Genomic DNA, 23,593 nt, shown 5'->3' with positions numbered 1-23,593 from the left:
GCAGGCGTTTGAACTCACTTCGTACTTGCAGCCTGATAACGTTGGGTTTCTACTGCAGAACTTGATCAATAAAATTCGCAGCCAGGTCATTAAACCCGGTATGGGTATTGTCGATTTTCTGATGGGCGTGAACCAGTGTTTGCAAGCCGATATCGGTTACACGGTACGCCTGGAGCCCGGTATTCAAACGCCGGAAGAAACCCTGCAAAAGCTAACCGGGTCGTGCCGTGATACTGCCTGGTTACTGGTGCAGATCATGCGTCATCTGGGGTTGGCCGCCCGGTTTGTGTCCGGCTACCTGATCCAGCTCAAAGCCGATGTGGCAGCGCTGGATGGTCCCAGTGGCACCGACACGGATTTTACCGATCTGCATGCCTGGACCGAGGTGTTCATCCCTGGCGCCGGATGGGTAGGGCTGGACCCGACTTCCGGCCTGATGGCGGGGGAAGGCCATATTCCGCTGGCCTGTACCGCATTGCCTTCATCTGCCGCCCCGGTGGTGGGGTTTACCGATGTGGCCGAGGTGACGTTTATCCATGAAATGACGGTGACGCGTATCCATGAAGATCCGCGCGTGACCAAACCCTATAGCGAGCAAGACTGGCAAGCCATCGTCAAACTGGGTGACCAGGTCGATGAGCAACTGCAGGCAATGGATGTGCGTCTCACGCACGGTGGGGAGCCCACATTTGTTTCCATTGATGATATGGATGGCGCGCAGTGGAATACGGAAGCATTCGGTGAAGATAAACGTGCACTGGCAGGCGAGTTGGCATTGCGCCTGAAAACCCATGTCGCCCCCAAAGGTTTTTTACACTACGGGCAAGGCAAGTGGTATCCCGGCGAGGCTTTGCCACGTTGGGCGATTAATATCTACTGGCGCCCGGACGGCAAACCAATCTGGCAGGATGCAAGCCTGTTTTCTGTGGAAGGCGAGGATGATGGCTATACAGTCGCGCAAGCGCAGGCATTCACCCATCACCTGGCAGATATGCTGGGCTTCCCACAGGCGTGTGTGATTCCCGCCTATGAAGATGCGCTGGCACTCACGCTGCAAGAGCAACAATTACCGGATAACGTAGATCCTCTACAAGTCGATTTGAAAGACAGTGCTGAGCGCAAGCGTCTCGCCCAGTTACTCAATCAGGGTCTGGGGTCGGTTGTTGGCTTTATCATGCCGCTCAAACCTGATGAAAAGCGCAAAGCCGGGGAATGGCTGACCAGCAAATGGCCGTTGCGACGCGAGCATTTATACTTGCTGGGTGGTGATTCCCCCATGGGCCTGCGCTTGCCTTTGGCTTCATTACCATGGCAACTGCCTGCCGATATTGAACCTGATTTCCCGCTGGATCCCTTTGCGGAAGCGCCTGCAATGGGTGAAGCCAAAGCGCCCATTGTGCGCATGAAACATAAAACGGTGCAGCCTTCTGCGCGTGAGGTGATCCACACCGCCTTGTGCGTGCAAGTGCGCAAGGGTCGGCTATATGTGTTTATGCCGCCGGTGACGCGTCTCGAAGACTACCTGGACTTGCTAAGCGCCCTTGAACAAACTGCCAGCGATTTAAAACTCAAATTATGGCTGGAAGGATATACACCGCCACGCGATAGCCGACTCAGATTGTTAAGTGTGACGCCAGACCCGGGCGTAATTGAAGTGAATATTCACCCCTCCAAAACCTGGCAGGAGCTGGTGGCCAATGTCAGCATGCTGTATGAAGAAGCCAGGCTATGCCGCCTGGGCACTGAAAAATTCATGCTGGATGGCCGCCATACAGGCACAGGCGGTGGCAATCACGTCACTCTCGGTGGTGAAACCGCGGCAGATAGCCCGTTGTTGCGACGTCCGGATGTCCTCCGCAGCCTGATCACTTACTGGCAGCATCATCCGGCGCTTTCTTACCTGTTCTCGGGCACGTTTATCGGGCCTACCAGCCAGGCACCCCGTGTGGATGAAGCGCGTGACGACAACTTATATGAGCTGGGCATTGCTTTTCAGGAAATGGAAAAAGTGCTGCCGCCCGGCAAAGAGAGCAATCGACCCTGGCTGGTGGACAGGCTGTTACGCCACTTGCTGGTCGATTTAACCGGCAATACGCATCGCTCAGAGTTTTCCATTGATAAACTATATTCACCAGATGGCCCGACCGGGCGGCTGGGCCTGGTAGAATTTCGTGCGTTTGAAATGCCACCACACGCCCGCATGAGTTTATTGCAAAGCCTGTTGTTGCGTGCACTGGTGGCACGCTTCTGGAAACAGCCTTACACCGGCAAACTGGTGCACTGGGGCACCGAGTTACATGATCGCTGGATGCTGCCGCAATTTATCGCGCAGGATATCGCCGATGTGGTGAATGATCTGCGAGAAGCCGGTTACGCCTTTGAACAGCGCTGGTTTGAGCCGTTTATCGAATTCCGCTTTCCACGTTATGGCACGGTCGCTTATCACGGTATTGAGATGGAACTACGGCAGGCGATTGAGCCATGGAACGTGCTCGGCGAAGAAGTTTCAGCAGGCGGCACCGCGCGCTATGTGGATTCATCAGTAGAACGTATGCAATTACGCGTACGCGGCCTGACTGAGGGGCGCTACTCGGTGACCTGCAACGGACGCCCATTGCCCTTGCAATCCACCGGGGTGGCAGGCGAGTATGTTGCTGGCGTGCGCTTTCGTGCCTGGCATCCATGGTCTGCATTGCACCCTACTATTGATGTACAGGCGCCGCTGGTGTTTGACCTGGTGGATACCTGGAGCCATCAGTCGCTCGGTGGCTGTACCTATCATGTCGCGCATCCGGGCGGGCGTAATTACGATACTTTCCCGGTCAATGCCAATGAAGCCGAGGCCCGCCGTTTTGCTCGCTTCTGGGCACATGGACATACTCCGGGCAAGGTGGAAGTGGTAAAAGAGCCGCCGAATCCGCGTTTTCCGTTTACACTGGATTTGCGCTGGCAGCCCGGCTAGAGGGTAGCCAGATCAGCGCTTTATTGAACCTACTGTCACAGGATGTTTTCTATGAATGATCAGGTTCGCTATGCTGAGTTAATGTGTTTACTTTATTCAACAGCTTCTGTGTGTAGATAGACCGTATGCAAACAGTGCTTAACCAACTTTATTTTTCTGATCGCTACAACGAACTGTTGGATAGCAATGGTCAGTTGCGCCCGCACTGGCAGGCGCTGGCCGCACAACTGGAGTCTGAAGCACCCACTGCCATGCGGCAGCGGCTCGAAGCGGTGCAGCGCCAGGTGCGCGACAACGGTGTCACTTACAATGTCTATGCAGATACGCATGGCGTGCAACGGCCCTGGGATCTGGATGTGCTGCCACTGATTATTGCGCAGGACGAGTGGCAACATATTGCGGCTTCAGTCGCGCAGCGTGCCACCTTGCTGAATAAAGTGTTGCTGGATGTCTATGGTGAACAACGCCTGCTGGAAAGCGGAAAATTGCCTCCAGCATTGGTGTATGGGCACAGTGGCTTTTTACCCCCATGTGTCGGTGTTCCCCATTATGACAATATCGCCCTGCACAGCTATGCCGTCGATATTGCGCGAGCACCCAACGGTCAATGGTGGGTAATGAATGATCGCACGCAAGCACCGACCGGTGCAGGGTATGCACTTGAAAACCGCACCATTATTTCCAGTGCGTTTCCCGAACTGTTCCGCGACCTGAATATTGAACGCCTGAGCGGGTTTTTTGCCAGCATGCGCGATAGCCTGGCGCACTGGGGGCATCGCGTAGCTGAAAACCAGGCGCTCACAGTGCCTGACATATCGCCATTGGGTGCCGGTGAACCGCCACTGGTGGTGATACTGACTCCAGGCCCTTATAACGAAACCTACCATGAACAATCTTTCCTGGCTGGTTATCTTGGTTACCCACTGGTGCAAGGCAGTGACCTGACGGTGCGTAATGGCGTCGTATGGTTAAAAACAGTAGCCGGACTTAAACCAATCCATGCCATTTTGCGGCGCATCGATGATGACTATTGTGACCCGCTGGAATTGAATGCCGAATCGCTACTCGGCGTGGCTGGGCTGGCACACGTGGCGAGATTGGGGAATGTACTGATTGCCAATGCGCTGGGTTCCAACCTGTTGCAATCCGGCGCCTTGCTCGGTTTTTTACCCAAACTGTGCCGGTCCCTGCTGGGTGAAGAATTACGGATGCCGTCAGTCGCGACCTGGTGGTGTGGCGAACCCGCCGCGCTTGAATACGTGATCAATAACCTGGATTACCTGGTGATACATCCGGCCTATCCGCATGTGCAATCATCGCCAGTGTTTTGCGAAGATCTAAACCAGGCTCAGCGAGAGGCGCTGATTGCCAGATTACTGGCGCAACCTGATCACTACATCGCGCAGGAGCGGCTGGATATTTCGCATGCACCGGTGCTGGTCAACCATCAGCAACCGCAAATCAGTTCGCTTGCGGTGAGTGTAAGGGTATATGCCTTCGCCACCCCTAATGGCTATGCGATCATGCCGGGGGGGCTGGCCCGTGTTGCCAGTGGTAAGGATGCCCGGGAAGTGACCATGCAACGGGGAGGCACCAGCAAAGACACCTGGGTGCTTTCACTCTACAACCAGCCTCAAGGCACTATGCTGCGTAAAACCAGTTCCAGCCATGACCTGGTGCGGGAGAATACTTACCTTTCCAGCCGCATGGCGGAAAATCTGTTCTGGTACGGCCGTTACTGTGTACGCAATCTGCAAAAAGCCATCATGCTGCGCGCGACTATCCGCGCACTGGTGGAATACACACCAGGCACCCGCGCCGGTGAATGGGCCACCATGCAGGGCTTATGCCAGTGGTTTGAACTATTGCCGACCGCCACCAACGAAGCCAACGCAGCCTCATGGCAGCCTGCGCAACTGTGGTCGGATGATGATATCGCGCCTTTGCTGATACAGGCGGTGTTTTCGCAATACTCCAGCAGCCTGGCCACCAGCGTGCAGCAACTTTTCCAGCAGGCGTTTAACCTGCGTGAGCGTATTTCCAATGACCATTGGCGCACGGTCAACCTTCTTTCACGGCAGTTTATTACGCGTCACCAGCAACCCACCCTGCAAGATGCGATGGCATCGATCGAGCAGGCGATTAATCACTTTGTCACCCTGACCGGCTTCGCCATGGACTGGATGACCCGGGACCTTGGCTGGCGTTTCATGTCGCTGGGCCGGCGCATCGAGCGGCTGCAATTTATGTGTGTATTGCTCAGTCGCGCACTGGCAATGCCGGAGCAAAGTAACCTGGAATGGTTGTTGCAGGTGACCAATAACCTGGTGACTTACCGCGCACGTTACGCGGCACAACCGGAATGGTTGCCGGTGCTGGATTTGTTACTGATGGATGAAAATAACCCGAATGCTATCGTGTTCCAGATCAAGGGCTTGTTGAAATACCTGGAGGAAATGGACGCGCAGGATAATGCGGGAGGTCTTGCCGCTGAACTCAGGGATTGCGGGCAAGCATTGATGCAACTGGATGCGGACCAGTGTTTCCATGCCGGTAATATCACCTTGTCTAACTGGCTTAATTACGCGCATGGGGTAACGCAATCTTTGTCTGACCGATTGAGCCTGCGTTTTTTCAGCTACACCAGCCCGCATGCGACGCCGGGGGCGAGATAACTTATGCGCTACCAGGTTGAACATCGCACGCTTTATAGTTACGAGATCCCGGTGATCCAGTCGCAACAGTTGGTGCATATGATGCCGCGTGAAACGCCGTATCAGCAGAGTGTTTCGTATGCCCTGGGATGTCACCCACAACCGGCCGAGCAGTCGCGGTGTCTGGATTTTTTTGGCAACCACAATGACTATGTCACTATCCTGATACCACATCAATCACTGCAAGTGACCTCGCGTTTCCAGGTAGAAGTATCCCCGCGCCCCACAATGGATGCCTTTGTGCAAAGCCCCGCCTGGGAACAGTTGCAAACCATGTTGCAGCTGCAAGGGGCGCAGCATGTTGAGGCGACCCGCTATGTGTATTCAACCGGCAAAATAAAAAGCAGTGAAGCCTTGGCCAATTTTGCGCGTCGCTGTTTTACGCCACAGCGCTCGTTACTTGAAGCGGCTATGGCACTCACACAGCAGATTCACCAGGAGTTTGAATTTGACCCGCAAGCGACCGATGTCGCCACACCGCTGGACGAGGTGCTGAATGGCAAACGTGGCGTGTGCCAGGATTTTGCGCATGTGATGATAGGCGCCATGCGTTCACTGGGCTTGGCGTGCCGTTATGTGAGTGGTTACATACTGACGCACCCGCCTGCAGGTAAGCCTCGCCTGATTGGCGCAGATGCTTCGCATGCCTGGGTGTCAGTGTATTGCCCAGTATATGGCTGGGTCGACTTTGACCCCACCAATAATTGCCTGGTGCAGCACGAACATATCACGGTGGCATGGGGGCGTGATTTCAATGACGTTTCGCCCATGCGAGGCGTAGTATTGGGTGGCGGAAAGCAGCAACTGGTTGTCCGTGTGACGGTGACGCCGCTTGAATACGCGTTTACTTAACCCATTAGCATGCTGATTCTGTTTACCCGTAACGCTTTCTATATTCATCCTTCAACAGCTGCCTGAAATCACTCATCGTCATAGATAAGGCGCCACCCGGGTCATTTTTACGCCAACGGCCTATACCCTTCGGACCAGCCACTTCATCATGCCCCAGCACATAGTCAAACTCAAATACGCTGGGGTGATTCGCTTTCGCCCATAGTAAAAATTCGACCAGCGTTTCTTCCTGTTCTTTGGTGTAGGGTAGATAAGCGCCCGCCAGAATATTGTCACGGTTCTTATCAATCACGCGCACCTTCTGGCTGTCCAGTGGCTGTTTGAATGCGGTATCCCAATAAGTGTAATACTTGCCGTTGTGCACCTCCAGCCGCCCCGGGTTGGTGATCTCGATACCGACCAGGAAATTGGAAACGCCACTGCGTTTTTCACCGGCAATCGTCCATGCACTTTCCCCGGCATGGTAACCCCATTGGTTTAAAGGGTTGGCTTGAACAAACTTGCCATCAGTGCCTATGCTACAAAAGAAATAAGGGCTATCGGAAATAGCGCTCACAGCATTCTCCAGGCCTTTGCTGTATTGACCAGCAGTGAAGTGCACGATTGCACCATAAGGATATCCTTTCGGATATTCCCCCTTTGCGACGCGGCGGATATCAGTGCGCACCAGCGCTTCCGGGTACCACAGCTTTTTTTCGCCTGGCGGATAACGCTTTTTTTCCGGGGTTGTGACCTCCGTAGGTGTGGGTTCAGGATGCTGGCTGGGGCGTGCAGGCTCAGGCGGTGCAAATTCCTGTGGAATCGGTTCTTCCAACAGTTGCGAAAGGATTTCAATCTGGTGCAGTGCCAGTGTATCAACTTTGGGATCGGATGCTAACCTGGCAATTTGCATGGCTGACCAGCGTAAGGTGTAGAGCTTGGCTTTATCCATCTGAGTCTCCTTGAGTTTTTATATATGGTTTGTATGCCATCTGCTTTACGTGTCAGTGGCAGCAGTGACAGCTTTCATGGCATGAACAACTCAAACACCAGCATCATGCTGGATTTATATTAGCCAACATTTCTTAACACTGATACCTCAAACCTATTTTTGGTGTATGAAGATAGCAACTTGTTGTTATTAAGTATGTTTTTTGTCGCGGCAGGTAAAGTGCAGGCAGGGAATCACGCTAAAATAGGACTTTCCCTTTTTAAGCGTTGGTTGAGATTCTCCGGTGATTAAAGCAGCAATTTTTGATATGGACGGTCTATTGATCGATTCCGAACGCATCATTATGCAAGGCTGCATCCAGGCGGCCGCCAGTATAGGTATTACTTATACGCAGGCCGAGTATGTGGAACTGGTCGGGCGGATATGGGCGGACTCCACGCGGTTGATGACGCAACAACTGGGAAGCGAGGAAAATTTCCAGCATGTAATGCAGGGGCTGAATACCTACCTGGATGCCTGCAACCACGTCTTTCCGCTAAAGTCCGGCGCACATGCGTTGTTAAAGTTTTACCAGTCGCAAGGCATTATCTGCAGTGTGGCCTCATCATCACCGACCCCGCATATCACGCATCGTTTAACGCATACTGGCGTGCTGGATTATTTTAGCCATGTCACCAGCGGCCAGGAAGTCACCCGCGGTAAACCCAATCCGGATATTTATCTGCTGGCGTTGCAAAAACTGGGTTTGCAGGCAGATGAATGCATTGCATTTGAAGACAGCGAACTAGGCGCCCAGGCGGCGATTGCTGCAGGGCTGCGGGTAGTGGTGGTGCCGGATTTAAGGCAACCGAGTGCGCTGGTGCGCAGTAATGCCCACCAAGTGGTGGAAAGTTTGCAGCACTGGCTGGACTACCACCAGTCGCTGGCAGGTTGTGTTATTTAAGCGGGTTTAAAAACCATAGTTTTTCTTGCGCCGGGAATTTACCTTTTAAACCTGTAGGCAGGATTTCATCTGCCAGTAAGTGAATGTCGTAGGCCTGTGCATAATGTGCTGCCACTTCTTCAGCGCTGACATTGAATGGCGGCCCCTCTATCAGTGACTGGTCATAGTGGAAGCTGATCAACAGCTGGGGGGCGCTGGCAGTGAGGTTGATCAAATGCTGGCTGTAATCGATACGCATATTGGCGGGTAGAGCGATCAAGGCAGCGCGGTCATAAACCGCATCGACGTCACCCAGTAAGCCCTTATCCAGCGTAAAGAAATCTCCCTGGAAAATATCGATATGCTCGGCATGGTATAGCCGCAGAGAGCCATGTTCGGTAATGGTAGGCGTGACGCCTAACTCAGCGAATAATGTATCTACCGCCAGTTGGTTCAGCTCGGCACCGGCGACCTGTATGCCTTGCGACAGCAGCCAGTGGATATCCAGGGTTTTGCCGCATAAGGGGATGAAGACGCGCTGGCCCGCTTGCAGGTTAAGCGCCTGGAAATGCGCTGCTAATAATGGATTCACCGCATCCAGGTGAAAACCAATTTGCTGGTTCTGCCAGCGCTGGTGCCAGAAATCGTGCTGCATAAGTATTCGCTATAGACTGGCCGATGTTTAATTGCCGATAGTATAAATCAGCATCCTGATAAACCCATGCCTAGTACTTTAACTCGGTAGCCTGGCTGCGTTTCGCCTGTTCTTCCAGTACTCCTTCTTCCACACCTGCGGCAGCAGTAAGCTTGGCGACATTGTCCCGTGTAAAAAAGCCATCGAAGCCATCGTAACGTTGCACATATTCGATAATCAATGACGAATGTTCCGAGGCATTGGAAAAGATCTGTTTCAGTCCTTCTTCCTTGGATCCAATCACATCCAGCAAAAAGCCTTTGCCCTGTCCGGCGATGGCGTCCACCACGAATTCAATGTTTTCCATGCCATCGCGCATGCCGTCTTTGACCGATAAAGCCACATGGTGCAGCCGAGGCCCGTAGTTGCGTACAAAGGTTTCCGTGGGGGAGGCCAGTTTGCCCAAATGATTGACAAAATAGGGGGTGTTGTTAGCCGTAAATACTTTGGCCGGGCTTTTGGTTTCGGCAAGCCCATGCACGCTTTTGGTGACATTGGTGGAGGAGTTCTGGTCCCAGATATTGTAAGCGCCCCAGAAGTAATAACTGGACCACGACAAATATTCGAGGATAGCGACTTCCCGGTTCTGGCTGTAGACACGGGTCGCCAAGTGATCAACCGGCAAAATCAAATCATCGATACGCAGTTTCGCTTGCAGGTCTTTGGCCTTGTCATAAGCGGCCTGTACATCATTGCGTATGGTGCTGGTGCCAAGGGCATAGACGCGTAGCTCGCCCGGTTCCCGTTGCATATAGCCCACAATATTATGCGTGTAAGGCGAAGGTTTGCTGATGGCGACATTGTCGGGCAACTCCATTTTGCGCACTTCATCGCGGGTAAAAAAGCGGAACTCCCTTTCTTCCTGCAGTTTGACCACTTCATGCATATTTCTGACACGGATAATTTCACCCATGTAGCGGCTATTCGGTTTGCGTGCGCCAACCGGGTAGATTTCATTCAGTGAGCGGAAAATACCGCGGAAGCTGGGATCTTTGACTTCACGTACCAGCAGATCCGGCGAATCCAGGTCTATGCGCAACACATGTGTCCAGTGTTGATCGCTTTCAAGCGTCACCAGGTAGTGGTACGAAGTCATCAGTGATAATTCGGCAATATACTGAATCGAATGGTCCGGGTCGACGGTGATCATCAGCGCGTCGATTTCCTGGATCATGTCGGTCAATCCGAGCCGGTCACGCTCATCCAGCAGCTTTTGCAGGTACTCCTCAAAAAAAGCCGAATTTTGTTTATCGCCATGGCGGGCAAACTGGAATGAATTAAAGCGAGATAAAGTGTTCATGAGCGCTATCTGATTATGCTGTGAATCCTTATTAAGCAAAGCTTATACCTGATGCCTAATATTGATCGGACAGTCCGAAATATGACCTTTGCAGGCTTAAATTGATGGAGTCGAGCTATCTAGGAGTAGAACCGCACCCGTAAAAAACTAACAAGGCACATCCAAGCGCCCTGTTTTAGTGCCTGATTGCGCCAGAAGTTAGCGCACATAAACGTTGGATTTAACGAGGCTTCAACGAACCGCGACGTAAAATCGGGTCATCAAACGCAATACAGCGCCCCACGCCGAGAAAACTTGGTCGCATGCCCAGCGGACAACCGTTGCTCCTCTCAAATTGCTCTACCTTTTCTTTGGCCACTTCGGCTTTCTTGGCATCTTTAAATTCCCAGTAACCGTTGGCGTGTAACACCACTTCATCGCCGTCAGCTGTTTTGGCATGGATATCATCAGCCTCTTCTTTGGCCGCATAGGCCATTGCTGGCAGAAGCAAACCAAGAAAAATAAAAGTGTATAAACGGGACATGGATTAAATCTTTCTGAAAGTTTTTTTCTCGCTAAAGCAATAGCCCTAAAGGGTATAAGTCTCCAGCGTCTTAGGATGCGCTGACTGAGTATTTGTAGATATATAATGAAATACTTTATCAGAAGTCAATCGTGCATTAAGCGGTTATTTTAAGATTTTTATTTAGTGCTATTATTCTTAAGTCAAAAAAACAAAAAATGAGAGGGGTGGATATGCAGAAAGTTGTAATCAGCGCGTTAACATTTATTATTTTATCGTGGGGGGTAAATGCTAATGCGATTACCATGACTTTTGAAGGGCTATATCAAAATAATGATGAAGCCACTTTTTTAGAGGGTGCTTATGAAGAGGCGGGTTTTATTCTCACGGCTTCAAATCCAACGCCTTATAGTTTTGGTACTGCAGGGGCTTTAAATGCTCGTTTTGGAGGTAGTACAGCTATTGCTACCTATAACTATGGATATATGACGCTGCAAAATAGCTCGGGTGCCAAATTCAGTTTGTTGTCTTTGGATGTTGCACCAGTTTCACTAGGCGGGAATGATCCATATGGCCTAAATCGTATTGTTGGAGAGGTGTATCAGTCAACGATATATGGACTTCGAGTAGATGGTAGTATCGTGAGTCAAGTGATCACATTGCCAAATGCCACATCTGCAAATGTACTTACACCAGTGAATATCATCGGATTTACAGAGTTAACACGAGTAGAGATACATAGTTATACTCTACCGGGGATTCAGATTGACAATCTCGTATTGAATACCGTATCAAGTGTTCCTGAACCAGGCAGCGTAAGCTTATTATTATTTGGAATAAGCTTACTAGTTGGCGCACGTCGGACTCTTAAAGTTCTTTAATTTAAGCTTAATAAAAAAGCTCCATAAATTGGAGCTTTTTTTAATTTATGCAGCCATGCCATTATGCCTGAGCAAAGCATCCAAGCTAGGTTCGCGTCCCCTGAATGCGACAAAAGACTCCATCGCCGGACGTGAGCCACCTTGCGCCAAGACTTCATTTTTAAAGCGGCTTCCCGCTTCGGCAGACAATACGCCCAACTCTTCAAACAGGCTGTAAGCATCGGCAGATAAGACTTCTGCCCATTTATAGCTGTAGTAGCCTGCGGAATAGCCGCCGGCAAAAATATGGCTGAAGCTGTTCGGGAAGCGGTTCCATTTGGGTGGACGCAGCACGGCCACCTCGTCACGGACCTGTTCCAGAATATCCAGCGCCGTTTGTTTGCTATCCGGTTCAAAACTGCTGTGCAGGCGCATATCAAATAATGAAAATTCAATCTGGCGTACAGTTTGCATGCCGGCCTGGTAGTTTTTGGCAGCGACCATTTTATCGAACAGTGCGCGTGGCAATTGCTCACCCGTGTCAACATGCGCAGTCATATGGCGCAATACATCCCATTCCCAGCAGAAGTTTTCCATAAACTGGCTGGGCAATTCCACGGCATCCCATTCCACGCCTTTGATGCCGGACACACTGTATTCATCCACTTGCGTCAGCATATGGTGCAGGCCGTGCCCAAACTCATGGAATAAGGTGATCACTTCGTCATGGGTAAATAGAGCAGGCTTGCCAGCCACTGGCGCCGAGAAATTGCAGGTCAGGTAAGCGACCGGCAGTTCAATGCCATTGGCTGTTTTGCGGCGAGTGATGCATTCATCCATCCATGCTCCGCCACGTTTACCGCTACGCGCGTATAAATCCAGGTAGAAATAGGCAATAGGCTGGCGGTTCTGGTCGCTGATTTCATAGAAGCTGGCATCTTTATGCCATAGCGGTGCATCAACCTGGCGCACTTGTACGCCAAAAATGGTTTCTACCACTTTGAATAAGCCGGCTTTTACCTTGTCTTCAGGGAAGTACTGTTTCACTTCCTGGTCAGAGAACGCATATTTTTCCTGGCGTAGTTTCTCGCTGATGTAACCTGTATCCCAGGCTTGCATGTCGTCAAACCCAAGCTTGCTGGCATAGGCTCTAAGCTCGGACACATCTTTCTCTGCATAGGGTTTGGCGCGCTTGGCCAGGGTATCCAGAAAATCGGTCACTTGCTGTGGTGCATCGGCCATTTTGGTGGCCAATGACAATTCGGCATAGTTTTTAAAGCCCAGTAATTGCGCTTCTTCACGTTTAAGTTTCAGCAGCTCGGCAATCAACGGCGTGTTATCCCATTCGGGCTTACTGAATTCTGACGCGCGCGTGGCGTAAGCGCGGTAAAGGGTTTCGCGCAGTGCACGGTTGTCGCAGTATTGCATCACCGGCATGTATGAAGGGAAGTGCAGGGTAAATAAATAACCAGTTTTATCTTCAGCTTTGGCAGCTTCAGCTGCTGCCTGTAAAGCATCCTCCGGCAATCCGGTTAATTCAGAAGCATCTGCCACCAGATGTTTGAAGTCGTTGGTGTTATCCAGGATGTTTTCTTCAAATTTACTACCGATTTTGGAAAGCTGCTCGGCAATTTCCTTGAAGCGCACTTTTTCCGCAGGGGGCAATTCAGCACCACCGAGTTTAAAGCCGCGCACTTCATTTTCGATAATTTTCTTTTGTGCGGGGCTCAATTGCGTATATTCAGCGCTGGTCTGAATCGCTCTATATTTGTTATATAAACGCTCATCCTGCGATAAATCGCTGTAGAAATCAGTCAGTTTGGCCAGGTTGTCGTTATATGCCTCACGTAGTTCAGGCGAATTGACGACTGCGTTCATGTGACCCACCGGCCCCCAGCTACGAGACAGTTTTTCTGAAAAGTCTTCAATCGGTTGCACAAAGTTTTTCCAGGTGGCTTGTTCGGTCGATGTCGCCAATTGCTCAACCAGGGCGCGGCCTTCGCTAATGAGCTGGTCAATTGCCGGTGACACATGTGCTGGCTGTATTTCGTTAAATTTTGGCAGGCCGTTAAAAACGAGTAATGGATTCGTGCTCACAACAATGTCCTTTGATGAATGCGTTTGAGTTCAAACAGTGCTTTAATGATCAGATGGCTCATTGGCCCGAATGTTCACAATTGCGTGATTGTATATTTTGATGATGGTGATGAGTTTTGCTAAATCAAGGCCGTTGCCCAGGCATGCATAGGCATCTGTCAGGCAAACTCACCATTAAATTTCCTGACCAGTGGTTCGATCTTTTCCAGGTCGCTAAACGATAAAATCTTTTTCGCCTGCCGCGATAGTATCGCTTCTTCGCATTGCAGGATCTGTGATTTCACGCTCAGAATCTGGGAAGGATGCATGGATAATTGGCGCATGCCGAGGCCAACCAATAAGCGTGTCAGCCGAGTATCCCCCGCCATTTCACCACATACGGAAACCGGTTTGCCATATTTTTCTGCGGCTTGTATGGTCAGCTGGATCAGCTTCAATACTGCCGGATGCAGTGGGTTATACAGATGCGCGACAGTATCATCAGCGCGGTCAATTGCCAGTGTGTACTGGATCAGGTCATTAGTACCAATCGACAGGAAATCCAACTCCTGTGCAAAGGCTTCGGAATTGATGGCCGCGGCCGGGATTTCGATCATGCCGCCCAAAGCGATCTGGTCATCAAACGGGATGTTCTGCTGGCGTAATGAATCTTTGGCACGTTGTAACAGCAGTTTGGTCTGGCGCAACTCTGCCAGCGTCGACAGCATGGGAATCAGGATTTTAACCTTGCCATAATGCGAAGCACGCAATAAGGCACGAAACTGCGTATGGAAAATATGCGGTTCGGACAGGCAATAGCGCACGGCACGCAAACCCAGTGCCGGGTTGGTGGCGGTGACAATTTCATCTGAATGTAATTGTTTATCGGCGCCGATATCCAGTGTGCGTATGGTCACCGGATAGCCTTTCATGGCTTCGGCTACATGTTTGTATGCTTCAAACTGCTCCTGTTCGCCCGGCATTTCGCGCCGGTTCATGAACAGGAATTCGGTACGGTATAAACCTACACCGACAGCACCAGAAGCTTTTGCGCTGACGACATCTTCCGGCACCTCAATATTGGCAAACAGGTCAATCGCAACGCCATCTACGGTAACGGCTTTGGTGGTTTTAATGCGTTGCAGTTTTTGCTGCGCCAGTTGCCACTGGTTTTGCTTGAGCTGGTATTCGGACAGCACTTCTGGGTCGGGATTGACAATCACTACACCCTGGGTGCCATCGACAATCATCAGCTCGCCGTCATTGATCAGGTCGCGGGCACGCTGCAAGGCGACAATCGACGGAATATTCAGGCTACGCGCCAGGATGGCGGTATGTGAGGTAATGCCGCCAACATCGGTAATAAATGCCGCGAACTGGTGATGCTTGAACTGGATGGCGTCGGCGGGCGAGACATCATGCGCCACCAGGATCATGGCGCGCTCCTGTTTGGCCTGTTGTTTCTTTTCGCTTGCATCGAGCTGGTCGCGTCCCAGCAATACCTTGATTACACGCTCAACCACTTGCACGACATCATGTTTGCGTTCACGCAGATAAGGGTCTTCAATCGCCTCAAACTGGGCGACGATATCATCCATTTGCTGCTTAAGCGCCCACTCGGCATTACATCGCTCATTCTGGATAATCGCCTTAGGTGCCTCGGAGAGCGCCTTGTCGCTTAGCATTGCCAGGTGCGTATTGATAAATGCACTTATCTCAGAAGGTGCATTGATCGGTAACTGGAGTTTGATTTGCTCCAAGTCTTTCTTGACTACGGCAATCGCGCTTTCAAAGCGTGCGATCTCTACCGGAATAGCAGTGGCGGGCACTTTAAAATGCACCACTTCCAGCAAGGCATGGGAAATCAGGTGGGCATGTCCAATGGCGATGCCACTGGAAACGCCTACCCCGTGCATGCTGAAGCTGGTCAATTATTCACCCTCGCCAAAGTAATTGTTGATCAGCGCTTGCAAGGCGGCAATGGCCTGCTCTTCATCGGGGCCGGTCGCTTCAATATCGACAATGCTGCCTTTGGCGGCAGCCAGCATCATCACGCCCATAATGCTTTTGGCGTTGACACGGCGACCATTTTTTTCTATCCAGACTTCGCTTTTAAATTGGCTGGCAGTTTGGGTAAGTTTGGTAGAAGCGCGCGCATGCAAGCCGAGCTTGTTGATGATTTCCAGGGAGATTTTGGCCATAAATTATTGGAGTTATTGAGAGTGATGACAAGTGGTTTTGGTAAAGTGAACCACCCCTTCGCGGCCACCGCTAAGGGCTTTTTCTATGCAGGCATGCAAGCCTTCATGACGGTAATTGAGTACGCGAACAAGCATGGGCAGGTTCACGCCGGCGACGCCTTCGGTTTCGTCCGGGGTGAGCAGCCGGGTGACGATGTTGCAAGGCGTGGCGCCGTACATATCGGATAACACCAGGACACCCTGGCCGCTATCCAGTTTTTGCACCAGCGCCTGGGCTTTGGGCAGTATCAGTGATGGGTCATCGTTATTGGATATTTCCAGGTAATCCAATTGTGTCGGGCGATTTCCCATGACATGGGTTGCGCAATCGATCAGGCTGGGGCCAAAACTGCCATGCGCAATAATCAAAACACCAATCATAATTTTACTTTCAGTCCGTTATTTAAGGGGATACTACAGCGGCAACCTCATGCAGTTCCCGGTGACGGATCATCACCTGGTGCAGTTGCTTGAAATACGCCCCCAATTGTTCCACCAGATAGACGGAACGGTGTTGCCCCCCTGTGCAGCCGATGCCAACCGTGACATAACTGCGATGGTCGTGATAAAAGCTTGGTAGCCATTTTTCTATATAGTGCTGAATATCATGCTGCATTTCAAGCACCATGGGCTCATTTTGCAGAAATTGCTGTATCGGCGCCTGCTTGCCATTGTAAGGCCGCAAAACCAGGTCGTAATGCGGATTGGGCAAGCTGCGCACGTCGAATACAAAATCGGCATCGAGCGGAATCCCGTGTTTAAAACCAAACGAAATAAAAGATAACACCAGGTTGTGCGGCCGCACTTCCTGGAAACCCTGTTCGATTTGCAACATCCAGTCGCGGGTATGGTTACGCAAGGCATTGGATGACAGATTGCTGGTATCGACATGGTGGCCGATATTGCTCAGGCCAGACAACAGGTCGCGTTCGTGGGTGATACTTTCAGCCAGTGCCTGGCTGGGCGTGCTTAATGGATGTTTACGCCGGGTTTCAGAAAAACGCTTGACCAGTGTTTCATGGTTGGCATCCAGATACAGCAAGTGACACTGTATGCCCTGCGTTTTCAGCGTTTGCAAGATATCAGGCAGCGATTCGATGGCGATACTTCGGCTGTCGATACTGACCGCCACTTTAGCTGAGTTCTGATCAGCGACATGGTTTTGGATATGCGGCAACAGCGTGGCAGGTAAATTATCAATACAGTAATAACCGCTGTCTTCAAATACGCGTAGCGCGATGGTTTTACCTGAGCCGGATAAGCCGGTCACAATCACCAGTTGCATTTGCGTGACCACCTGTTTGTCATCGTAATTTGCTTTCTCTCAGCATGATCTGCTTTTGCCGTTGCGTCAGTTGCCTGGTCGCATTGACGCCACGCAGTAATAACATATGGTTGCGCACTGCGGCTTCTACAAGTACCGCGATGTTACGCCCGGCAGCAATCGGGATAATCACCTTGCTGACTTCCACATCCAGCAGGCGCTCGGTATGGCGGTTGGCGTTTAACCTGTCCAGTTCCAGCGGCTTCATCTCGTCGGCAAATTCCAGCTGGATCATCATATCCAGCGGTTTGGTAGGTTTGACCGCGTTATCGCCATACAGTGCGCGTATATTCAGAATGCCTAAGCCACGCACTTCCAGGAAGTCCTGTAGCAATTCCGGGCAACGGCCTTCCACTCTTTCGGGTGAGACGCGGTAAAAGTCGACAATATCGTCAGCCACCAGGCGATGGCCTCGGGAAATCAGTTCCAGAGCCAACTCGCTTTTACCAATCGCCGCGCTGCCGGTGATCAGCACGCCAAACCCTTGCACTTCCATAAATACACCGTGCAGGCTGGTGGTTTCAGCGGTGGCGACGGCCAGATAATGACCCAGCAACTCCATTAGCTGTGGGCTGATCATTGGGGTGGTGAATAAGGGGACTTGATTTTGCTGCGCAGCTTCCAGCATGGAGGGAGGGACTTTCTCACCGTTGGCAACCACGATCATGGCTAAATCGGTAGAGAATAAATTGCTAATCGCCTGCTGTGACGCCAGAATGCTGAGGCCGCTCAGGTAATCCATTTCCGCACACCCCAGTACCTGTACCCGGTTAGGGTGGACAAAATTTAAATGCCCAACCAATGCCAGTGAAGGTTTGGTGACCGTGCCGGAAGTAAGGATTTTTTTGCCGCCCGATTCGCCTGCCACCCATTTCAATTTGAGTTTTCCGCGAATTTGCTTGTACAAGTCGGCCACTGAAATTTGTGCCATGAATGGTCCTGAACCAATTGCAACAAAGAGTCGAATCTTATTTTACAACCGAAAGTTGTTACTGGGGAGTGAAACGAGGTAAAAGTGCTGAAGTGGGGTGGGCGAATTCTCTACCCGATCGGGTAGAGAAGGATGAAACTAAGGTCAGGCACTTAACTGATGCTTCACAGCACCACCGGATTTATGATGGTCGCCGTTTTTTTCCTTATGTTTCAATACTTGTCGGTCAAGTTTGTCAGTAAGCATATCTATCGCGCTATACATGTTTTCATCTGCGCAGGCAGCATGTAAATCATTGCCTGGAACATGTAGCGTGGCTTCAACTTTTTGGGCGAGCTTCTCTACAGACATGGTGACTTTGACATCAATCACATGGTCGAAGTGATTGCTGATGCGCGAAAACTTGGATAGTACGTATTCACGCAATGCCGGAGTGATTTCTAAATGATGTCCAGTAAGTTGTAAATTCATGACAAACTCCTTTTATTGAGAATGCCTTACCAGCGCCAATCGCCTTATCAATTGGATGGAAAGGGCAACTTCAGTTTACTCTTTTGAAAAACAGATGCAACCTTGAAATGCGCTGGTTTATTGATGTTGATCAGCATTTCACCGGTTACTTAATTGCTGACAGCTTTACTTGAAATAGTTCATTTCACAGCACCTGCCCAAGATTCTATCGGGCTTTTCTGAGCGTGAGGTTGATGCGTTTTTCACCAGTGAGTGGATGCACTCCTGACTTTACCTGAGCCACACCATGATAGTAGCGACGACTTGCGCCTCCCCAAACCACAACGTCGCCATGCTGCAATTGGATCTTGATTGTTTTGTCAGTGCGTTTGGCGCCGCCAAACAAAAACATAGCGGGAATGCCTAGCGACACTGAGACGATGGGCTGCGAAAAATCCTTTTCATCTTTATCCTGGTGCAAACCCATTTTGCTGCCGGGTTCGTAAATATTGACCAGGCAGCTATCCGGTATAAAAGCTGCGTAACCAGCAGCCCGCGCTGCGGTTTGCGCCAATTGCGTGATGACTCGCGGCAATGATGGCCAGGGCAGCTGGTTGGCAGGATTGATGGCGCTGTAATCGTAACCTTTGGTACTGCTCACCCAGCCGAAATCGCCCATGCTGGTTGTTTTAACTGACATGAGATAGCCACCAGGGGTGACCATGTGTTGTGGTGGATGCACGGCGAAATGTTGTTTCAGGCTGGACCACAGTTCATCCATTACCGGCAAGGCAAAGCCGGGTAGCCAGCTCGCTCCAGTTGCAAGGGGCACGATCTCGGGTTGTTGTTCAGAAAATAGATCCATCATCTGCAGTTCATTCGAAAAAAGTCTTTGATGGCAGCTTAATGCATCCACTCAATACGGATATTTTTTTGCCTGGCAAGTTTTTCCATTTTGGGAATGGCGCGCTCAAGTTGTATGAGGTAGTCTGCGGCTGTCTCTTGATGAAAACCAAGTACCATCACCGGTTGGCGCGCCTCAATCAACTGCTCGAACAGGCGCATCAATTCTTTGGTATTGATGTAATCCGCCAGCGCGGCATTATTGGGGTATTCCATCAGCTCGGTACTCAGTGCATAGGGTTGCGCCAGCGCTGTACTTTGCGGATGCAATGTTTTCAACAGCCTGATCATGCTGCTGTCATTATGCCATCTGCCAGTCAGCAAGTTTGCATCGATACTCGAGCTATCCCATATAAAACGGTTTGCTTGCAGCGCGGATTGCAACTTAGGCCCGGATTGCCACGCACCGGCGCGAAAGTGTCGCGGATGTTGGAAGCCATTGCTTGCGAGTAGCTGGCTGCTACATGCCACCAGTTGCGTTAATTCCAGCTGGCTATAGGCATATTCCAGACTTACAGAATAGCCGCAACTGTTATGCGTGCAGTCTTCTTGCGCATCTGCAATAGACGGCGTAGCCTGAAATTTCACGCCGCAATACTCAACCAATGAACGTATCGCATGCAGATGCAAACCAATCGTGTCATGCGGTAAAAAAGTGCTGCGGATGTGGCTGCCTATCTGTGCGCGATTGACGCCTGGCTGTATGAAATAGGCCGGATTGATGAGATGCAATAAGGGAATGTGCGGAAATTTTTCACGAAAGGTACGCATGGTCTGCAAGTTATCCTCTTCAAGCGACAATCCTTCCCAGTCTACAGTGACCCATAGTTGCATGGTCTCTGTAGCCATTGCCGGTATTGGCAGGAGCAAACCTACTAACAGCAGCAATGTCCGGTTGATACTTTGCATAATGCTTTTAACCTGGCATCACCATATGCCAGTCATGCCCTGAACCCAGTCATGCCCTGAACGTAGTGCGAAAGATTCATCACAAAAAGCATCACTGGGCATACTTCCTCACCTTCATGAATTTGCAGCAGAAATAATCTTCAGTTGATATGTCACTTCCTGATGATGAATGCTCACTGATTCTGAGTACATTTGATGGTGTGATTCACCATTTTCCCATCCATCAGCTGGATCGTTTCCTCGCCTAAACGACATTTTTTCTCATCGTCCATCTTCCAGGTGTTTTTGTAGATTTCGCTATAGTTATTCCTGTCCCAAGACCAGGTTGACTCGCTGCCATGTATCGCATCAGCAGAAGCTTCATTGAGCTTTCTATACTTGTTTAAATGCTTGTCGAGAACCTCCACTTTGCTGGTGGCTGGGATATGCCAGACAGGTTTTACCACTTTGCTTTTCACCGGGTACAGCCATACCGGGCAAAAATCGTTTTCACACAGGCAGCTATGTGCAGGTTTTACCAGGTAGGCTTTGGTTGCCTTATTCAGGTTGATGATCTCGGCCTCAAATAAGTCGTTAGGTTTTGATGACTGGCAACTGGCCAGCGCATCTTTACTAACCTCTTTCGCCAGTTGGGTGACAATAGGCGAGGGCAGTTTGGCGGGGTTCTTGAAGGGCTCTTTCACTTGGAAGGTCTCGTCCGCATGCGCGACCAGGGAGGAGATTGCAAAAAATAAACTAGTGCTGAAAATTAATGGTTTCATGGTTTTAAACATTGTGAGTTATGCCTTTTTACTCATAGACAAAAGTATGAGCCGGTTGATGAATGGGAATTACACGTTGAGACATGCTTTTGATGTCTTGACCCATTTACCGTCTTTGAGTTCTTCAATTTCTGCTTCCTTGCATTGACGGTCGGGATTCCATATCCAAACATGGTTATAAATTTCCTGATATTCTGCGCCGTCCCACGCATACCGTACTTCGTAACCATGGCTGGATAATCCGTGACTGAGTAACCCGCCCGATACCTTGATATCAGGAAACCCCCTGGTTTTGTTGTCCGAGAACGTTAACAAGCCAGCCATAGGCGATTCAAACAGTACTTTCGCTTTTTGATTTGACGCGTCAAATACCCACATCGGGCATTCATCTTTGGTGCAAAAACATCTTGATCGCGGTTTAACCACAAAAGCTTTCACGGATGAGCTCAATTCCACGGTCCTGGCCTCGAAAGCTTTGCTGACAATCAGGCCCTCTTGTTCGCACTCAGCATAAGTAGTGTCGATTTCTTTGGTTAAATAATCAATCACAGATACCGGGAGAACCACAGGATGGTCAATCGCCTGGTTTGCACTGATAGCGTCTGCAGCATCCAGCGAAGTCGAGAGCAGAAACAGCGTTGCCGAGGTCAAAAACAAAGATGGGCGCATAGCTAGTGGCTTGGAATAGGGTAATGAGCTTTGCAACTTTACAGCCGCCATTTTGAATCCAGTCTGCTTGGTAAGAGCGCTTGCAAAATAAAGGGCGGGTGCGCCCCATCTATGTCGGCAGAGTCGCACGAGGTCAACGACGGCTCATCAGCGAATAAATTCGCATACTGCCTGATTCACTGCACCCGCGCCGCTATTGTAGGGCAATCACAGCCACTTCAGAAGTGCCGGTGTATCCGCCAGGCATAGATATTGATAGCGTATAATTATCCTCTATGTCCTTATCCGTGCGTCAGATTTTAGCCCATCAGGGTTATGCTTTCCCCAAGTTACTCGCCTTTCGTATCCAGATGGTATTGTCTTACCAGATGATGATGGTTGCCATCGGCTGGCATATTTATGAACTCACGCACGACCCATGGTCACTCGGCCTGATCGGCCTGGCAGAAGTCATCCCTTATATGAGCAGTGCCTTGTTCCTCGGTCATGCGGTCGATCATTATTTTTCACGCAAGGGGTTTGCCACCGTCGCCGCGCTGTGTCTGGCAGTGAATGCGGGGATGCTCGTGCTGATCACACTCTACCAGCCAGCGCATACGGTGATGTGGATTTATGGTACGGTCGCACTGACCGGTTTTGCTAGGGCGTTGATTTCTCCTAGTTACAACACCCTGTTCGCGCTGATTATTCCGCGCGCATCCATTGCCAAGGCGTCCGGTATTGGCAGTTCCATGTTTCAGATTGGTTTGATTGTTGGCCCTGCGATCGGTGGCTTTTTAGTCGGCTTTGCCAATAAATATGTCGCTTATGAAATATCAGCATTGCTCGCATTAGGCGCTGCCATTTCAGCGGTGACATTGCATGTTAAGGAGCATCGCAGCCATACGCCGATGAAAGTCTTTGCCAGTATTGCCGAAGGGTTGCGTTTTGTCAGGCATACACAAGTGGTGCTGGCAGCACAATTGCTGGATATGTTTGCCGTGCTGTTTGGCGGCGCGGTGGCGATGTTGCCCGCGTTTGTGCATGACATTTACCAGATGGGTCCTGAAGGGTTGGGCGTGTTGCGTGCTGCGCCTGCGGTGGGGGCGATTATTACTGGCTTGTGGCTGGCGAAAAACCCGATCCATCAACATAGTGGCCGCTGGCTGTTACTGGCAGTCGCAGGATTCGGCCTGTGCATGATTGCCTTTGGCCTGACCACTACCTATTGGCTGGCCGCAGTGATACTGGCGATCTCCGGCATGATGGATGCGGTATCAGTGATTCTGCGGCAAACCATTCTGCAACTGGCGACGCCTGATGGCATGCGTGGGCGAGTGTCTGCGATTAACGGGATTTTCATTGGCTCGTCCAATGAACTGGGCGCATTCGAATCTGGCCTGACGGCAAGGTTGATGGGGCTGGTGCCTTCGGTGGTATTCGGCGGCTTGATGACGATCGCGGTGGTTGGCGTGACTGCAGTCAAAGCACCAAAATTGCGCGACTTGCATGTCTCGGAACTGCATTAACCGCTGATACAGCATGCGCGATCTCGATCAGTTGTTTCAAGCGTTACAACGGTCTACATTTCGCACCCGTTTCCGCCTCAATGCA

Annotated in this window: 21 protein-coding genes; 6 read left to right on the top strand and 15 right to left on the bottom strand. The window is 50.8% G+C overall.

Annotated features, from left to right (window positions below; translation table 11 throughout):
- From VK958_RS00105 to VK958_RS00095, 3 genes are all read left to right on the top strand, one after another.
- Positions 1-2,962: transglutaminase family protein (locus tag VK958_RS00105; protein ID WP_325238200.1), on the top strand; the 2,962-nt coding region annotated here is incomplete at its 5' end.
- A gap of 125 nt (positions 2,963-3,087) precedes the next feature.
- The gene (locus tag VK958_RS00100) at positions 3,088-5,637 is read left to right on the top strand and encodes a circularly permuted type 2 ATP-grasp protein (RefSeq protein WP_325238198.1); all 2,550 of its coding nucleotides are present in this window, start codon (positions 3,088-3,090) and stop codon (positions 5,635-5,637) included.
- 3 nt (positions 5,638-5,640) lie between these two features.
- Positions 5,641-6,528, top strand: coding sequence for a transglutaminase family protein (locus VK958_RS00095; protein ID WP_325238195.1), 888 nt, complete (start codon positions 5,641-5,643; stop codon positions 6,526-6,528).
- 22 nt (positions 6,529-6,550) lie between these two features.
- On the opposite strand, the gene VK958_RS00090 is transcribed toward VK958_RS00095, so the two are convergent.
- Positions 6,551-7,459, bottom strand: coding sequence for an N-acetylmuramoyl-L-alanine amidase (locus VK958_RS00090; protein ID WP_325238193.1), 909 nt, complete (start codon positions 7,457-7,459; stop codon positions 6,551-6,553).
- Positions 7,460-7,742: 283 nt separating this feature from the next.
- Between VK958_RS00090 and VK958_RS00085 the strand changes: the two genes are divergently transcribed.
- Positions 7,743-8,402 carry an HAD family hydrolase gene (locus tag VK958_RS00085; RefSeq protein ID WP_325238191.1) on the top strand — a complete coding sequence of 220 codons (660 nt, stop codon included), beginning with the start codon at positions 7,743-7,745 and terminating at the stop codon, positions 8,400-8,402.
- Here VK958_RS00085 and tmpT read toward each other — a convergent pair.
- From tmpT to VK958_RS00070, 3 genes are all read right to left on the bottom strand, one after another.
- On the bottom strand, positions 8,395-9,036 hold the full coding sequence (gene tmpT, locus VK958_RS00080) for a thiopurine S-methyltransferase (protein WP_325238189.1): 642 nt from the start codon (positions 9,034-9,036) through the stop codon (positions 8,395-8,397). The two genes, VK958_RS00085 and tmpT, sit on opposite strands and share 8 nt — an antisense overlap.
- Positions 9,037-9,106: 70 nt before the next feature.
- Entirely contained in the window at positions 9,107-10,375 is a 1,269-nt protein-coding gene (locus VK958_RS00075; RefSeq protein ID WP_325238187.1) for a hypothetical protein, read from the bottom strand.
- 220 nt (positions 10,376-10,595) lie between these two features.
- Complete coding sequence (locus VK958_RS00070; protein ID WP_325238186.1) at positions 10,596-10,898, bottom strand: hypothetical protein; 303 nt, start codon at positions 10,896-10,898, stop codon at positions 10,596-10,598.
- A gap of 212 nt (positions 10,899-11,110) precedes the next feature.
- On the opposite strand from VK958_RS00070, the gene VK958_RS00065 reads away from it, so the two are divergent.
- Complete coding sequence (locus VK958_RS00065; protein WP_325238184.1) at positions 11,111-11,758, top strand: PEP-CTERM sorting domain-containing protein; 648 nt, start codon at positions 11,111-11,113, stop codon at positions 11,756-11,758.
- Between the two features lie 45 nt (positions 11,759-11,803).
- On the opposite strand, the gene VK958_RS00060 is transcribed toward VK958_RS00065, so the two are convergent.
- The 11 genes from VK958_RS00060 to VK958_RS00010 all read right to left on the bottom strand — a co-directional run bounded on the left by VK958_RS00060 (position 11,804) and on the right by VK958_RS00010 (position 22,051).
- Positions 11,804-13,834: a M3 family metallopeptidase gene (locus tag VK958_RS00060; protein ID WP_325238182.1), complete on the bottom strand. Its 2,031-nt coding sequence runs from the start codon at positions 13,832-13,834 to the stop codon at positions 11,804-11,806.
- Between the two features lie 158 nt (positions 13,835-13,992).
- On the bottom strand, positions 13,993-15,744 hold the full coding sequence (gene ptsP, locus VK958_RS00055) for a phosphoenolpyruvate--protein phosphotransferase (protein WP_325238180.1): 1,752 nt from the start codon (positions 15,742-15,744) through the stop codon (positions 13,993-13,995).
- On the bottom strand, positions 15,745-16,014 hold the full coding sequence (locus VK958_RS00050; RefSeq protein WP_325238178.1) for an HPr family phosphocarrier protein: 270 nt from the start codon (positions 16,012-16,014) through the stop codon (positions 15,745-15,747).
- Positions 16,015-16,026: 12 nt separating this feature from the next.
- The gene (locus VK958_RS00045) at positions 16,027-16,434 is read right to left on the bottom strand and encodes a PTS sugar transporter subunit IIA (RefSeq protein WP_325238177.1); all 408 of its coding nucleotides are present in this window, start codon (positions 16,432-16,434) and stop codon (positions 16,027-16,029) included.
- Between the two features lie 22 nt (positions 16,435-16,456).
- Entirely contained in the window at positions 16,457-17,338 is an 882-nt protein-coding gene (gene rapZ / locus VK958_RS00040; RefSeq protein WP_325238174.1) for an RNase adapter RapZ, read from the bottom strand.
- Positions 17,339-17,357: 19 nt separating this feature from the next.
- On the bottom strand, positions 17,358-18,308 hold the full coding sequence (gene hprK, locus VK958_RS00035; RefSeq protein ID WP_325238172.1) for an HPr(Ser) kinase/phosphatase: 951 nt from the start codon (positions 18,306-18,308) through the stop codon (positions 17,358-17,360).
- Positions 18,309-18,452: 144 nt separating this feature from the next.
- Positions 18,453-18,779: a ribosome hibernation-promoting factor, HPF/YfiA family gene (gene hpf / locus VK958_RS00030; RefSeq protein WP_055830357.1), complete on the bottom strand. Its 327-nt coding sequence runs from the start codon at positions 18,777-18,779 to the stop codon at positions 18,453-18,455.
- A 205-nt stretch (positions 18,780-18,984) separates the two neighbouring features.
- The gene (alkB, locus tag VK958_RS00025; protein ID WP_414683819.1) at positions 18,985-19,623 is read right to left on the bottom strand and encodes a DNA oxidative demethylase AlkB; all 639 of its coding nucleotides are present in this window, start codon (positions 19,621-19,623) and stop codon (positions 18,985-18,987) included.
- A gap of 38 nt (positions 19,624-19,661) precedes the next feature.
- Positions 19,662-20,570: a hypothetical protein gene (locus VK958_RS00020; RefSeq protein ID WP_325238165.1), complete on the bottom strand. Its 909-nt coding sequence runs from the start codon at positions 20,568-20,570 to the stop codon at positions 19,662-19,664.
- A gap of 173 nt (positions 20,571-20,743) precedes the next feature.
- Positions 20,744-21,331: a hypothetical protein gene (locus tag VK958_RS00015; protein WP_325238163.1), complete on the bottom strand. Its 588-nt coding sequence runs from the start codon at positions 21,329-21,331 to the stop codon at positions 20,744-20,746.
- 69 nt (positions 21,332-21,400) lie between these two features.
- Positions 21,401-22,051, bottom strand: a complete 651-nt coding sequence (locus VK958_RS00010; RefSeq protein WP_325238161.1) for a hypothetical protein — start codon at positions 22,049-22,051, stop codon at positions 21,401-21,403.
- 224 nt (positions 22,052-22,275) lie between these two features.
- Here VK958_RS00010 and VK958_RS00005 point away from each other — a divergent pair, with 224 nt between their 5' ends.
- Positions 22,276-23,508, top strand: a complete 1,233-nt coding sequence (locus tag VK958_RS00005) for an MFS transporter (RefSeq protein ID WP_325238159.1) — start codon at positions 22,276-22,278, stop codon at positions 23,506-23,508.
- Positions 23,509-23,593 lie beyond the last annotated feature (85 nt).

The organism is Methylophilus sp. (genome assembly GCF_035460085.1).
Lineage (GTDB): Bacteria > Pseudomonadota > Gammaproteobacteria > Burkholderiales > Methylophilaceae > Methylophilus.
This window is presented reverse-complemented; position numbering and strand designations above follow the sequence as displayed.

What these genes read in the sequence shown, in the direction of transcription:
- VK958_RS00100 (WP_325238198.1), top strand. Translation starts at nt 3,088, where the DNA reads ATGCAAACAGTGCTTAACCAACTTTATTTTTCTGATCGCTACAACGAA.
- alkB (WP_414683819.1), bottom strand. Translation starts at nt 19,623, where the DNA reads ATGGATCTATTTTCTGAACAACAACCCGAGATCGTGCCCCTTGCAACT.
- VK958_RS00005 (WP_325238159.1), top strand. Translation starts at nt 22,276, where the DNA reads ATGTCCTTATCCGTGCGTCAGATTTTAGCCCATCAGGGTTATGCTTTC.
- VK958_RS00050 (WP_325238178.1), bottom strand. Translation starts at nt 16,014, where the DNA reads ATGGCCAAAATCTCCCTGGAAATCATCAACAAGCTCGGCTTGCATGCG.
- VK958_RS00045 (WP_325238177.1), bottom strand. Translation starts at nt 16,434, where the DNA reads ATGATTGGTGTTTTGATTATTGCGCATGGCAGTTTTGGCCCCAGCCTG.
- hpf (WP_055830357.1), bottom strand. Translation starts at nt 18,779, where the DNA reads ATGAATTTACAACTTACTGGACATCATTTAGAAATCACTCCGGCATTG.
- VK958_RS00075 (WP_325238187.1), bottom strand. Translation starts at nt 10,375, where the DNA reads ATGAACACTTTATCTCGCTTTAATTCATTCCAGTTTGCCCGCCATGGC.
- VK958_RS00020 (WP_325238165.1), bottom strand. Translation starts at nt 20,570, where the DNA reads ATGCAAAGTATCAACCGGACATTGCTGCTGTTAGTAGGTTTGCTCCTG.
- VK958_RS00065 (WP_325238184.1), top strand. Translation starts at nt 11,111, where the DNA reads ATGCAGAAAGTTGTAATCAGCGCGTTAACATTTATTATTTTATCGTGG.
- rapZ (WP_325238174.1), bottom strand. Translation starts at nt 17,338, where the DNA reads ATGCAACTGGTGATTGTGACCGGCTTATCCGGCTCAGGTAAAACCATC.
- tmpT (WP_325238189.1), bottom strand. Translation starts at nt 9,036, where the DNA reads ATGCAGCACGATTTCTGGCACCAGCGCTGGCAGAACCAGCAAATTGGT.
- hprK (WP_325238172.1), bottom strand. Translation starts at nt 18,308, where the DNA reads ATGGCACAAATTTCAGTGGCCGACTTGTACAAGCAAATTCGCGGAAAA.
- VK958_RS00070 (WP_325238186.1), bottom strand. Translation starts at nt 10,898, where the DNA reads ATGTCCCGTTTATACACTTTTATTTTTCTTGGTTTGCTTCTGCCAGCA.
- VK958_RS00010 (WP_325238161.1), bottom strand. Translation starts at nt 22,051, where the DNA reads ATGGCGGCTGTAAAGTTGCAAAGCTCATTACCCTATTCCAAGCCACTA.
- VK958_RS00095 (WP_325238195.1), top strand. Translation starts at nt 5,641, where the DNA reads ATGCGCTACCAGGTTGAACATCGCACGCTTTATAGTTACGAGATCCCG.
- VK958_RS00090 (WP_325238193.1), bottom strand. Translation starts at nt 7,459, where the DNA reads ATGGATAAAGCCAAGCTCTACACCTTACGCTGGTCAGCCATGCAAATT.
- VK958_RS00015 (WP_325238163.1), bottom strand. Translation starts at nt 21,331, where the DNA reads ATGAAACCATTAATTTTCAGCACTAGTTTATTTTTTGCAATCTCCTCC.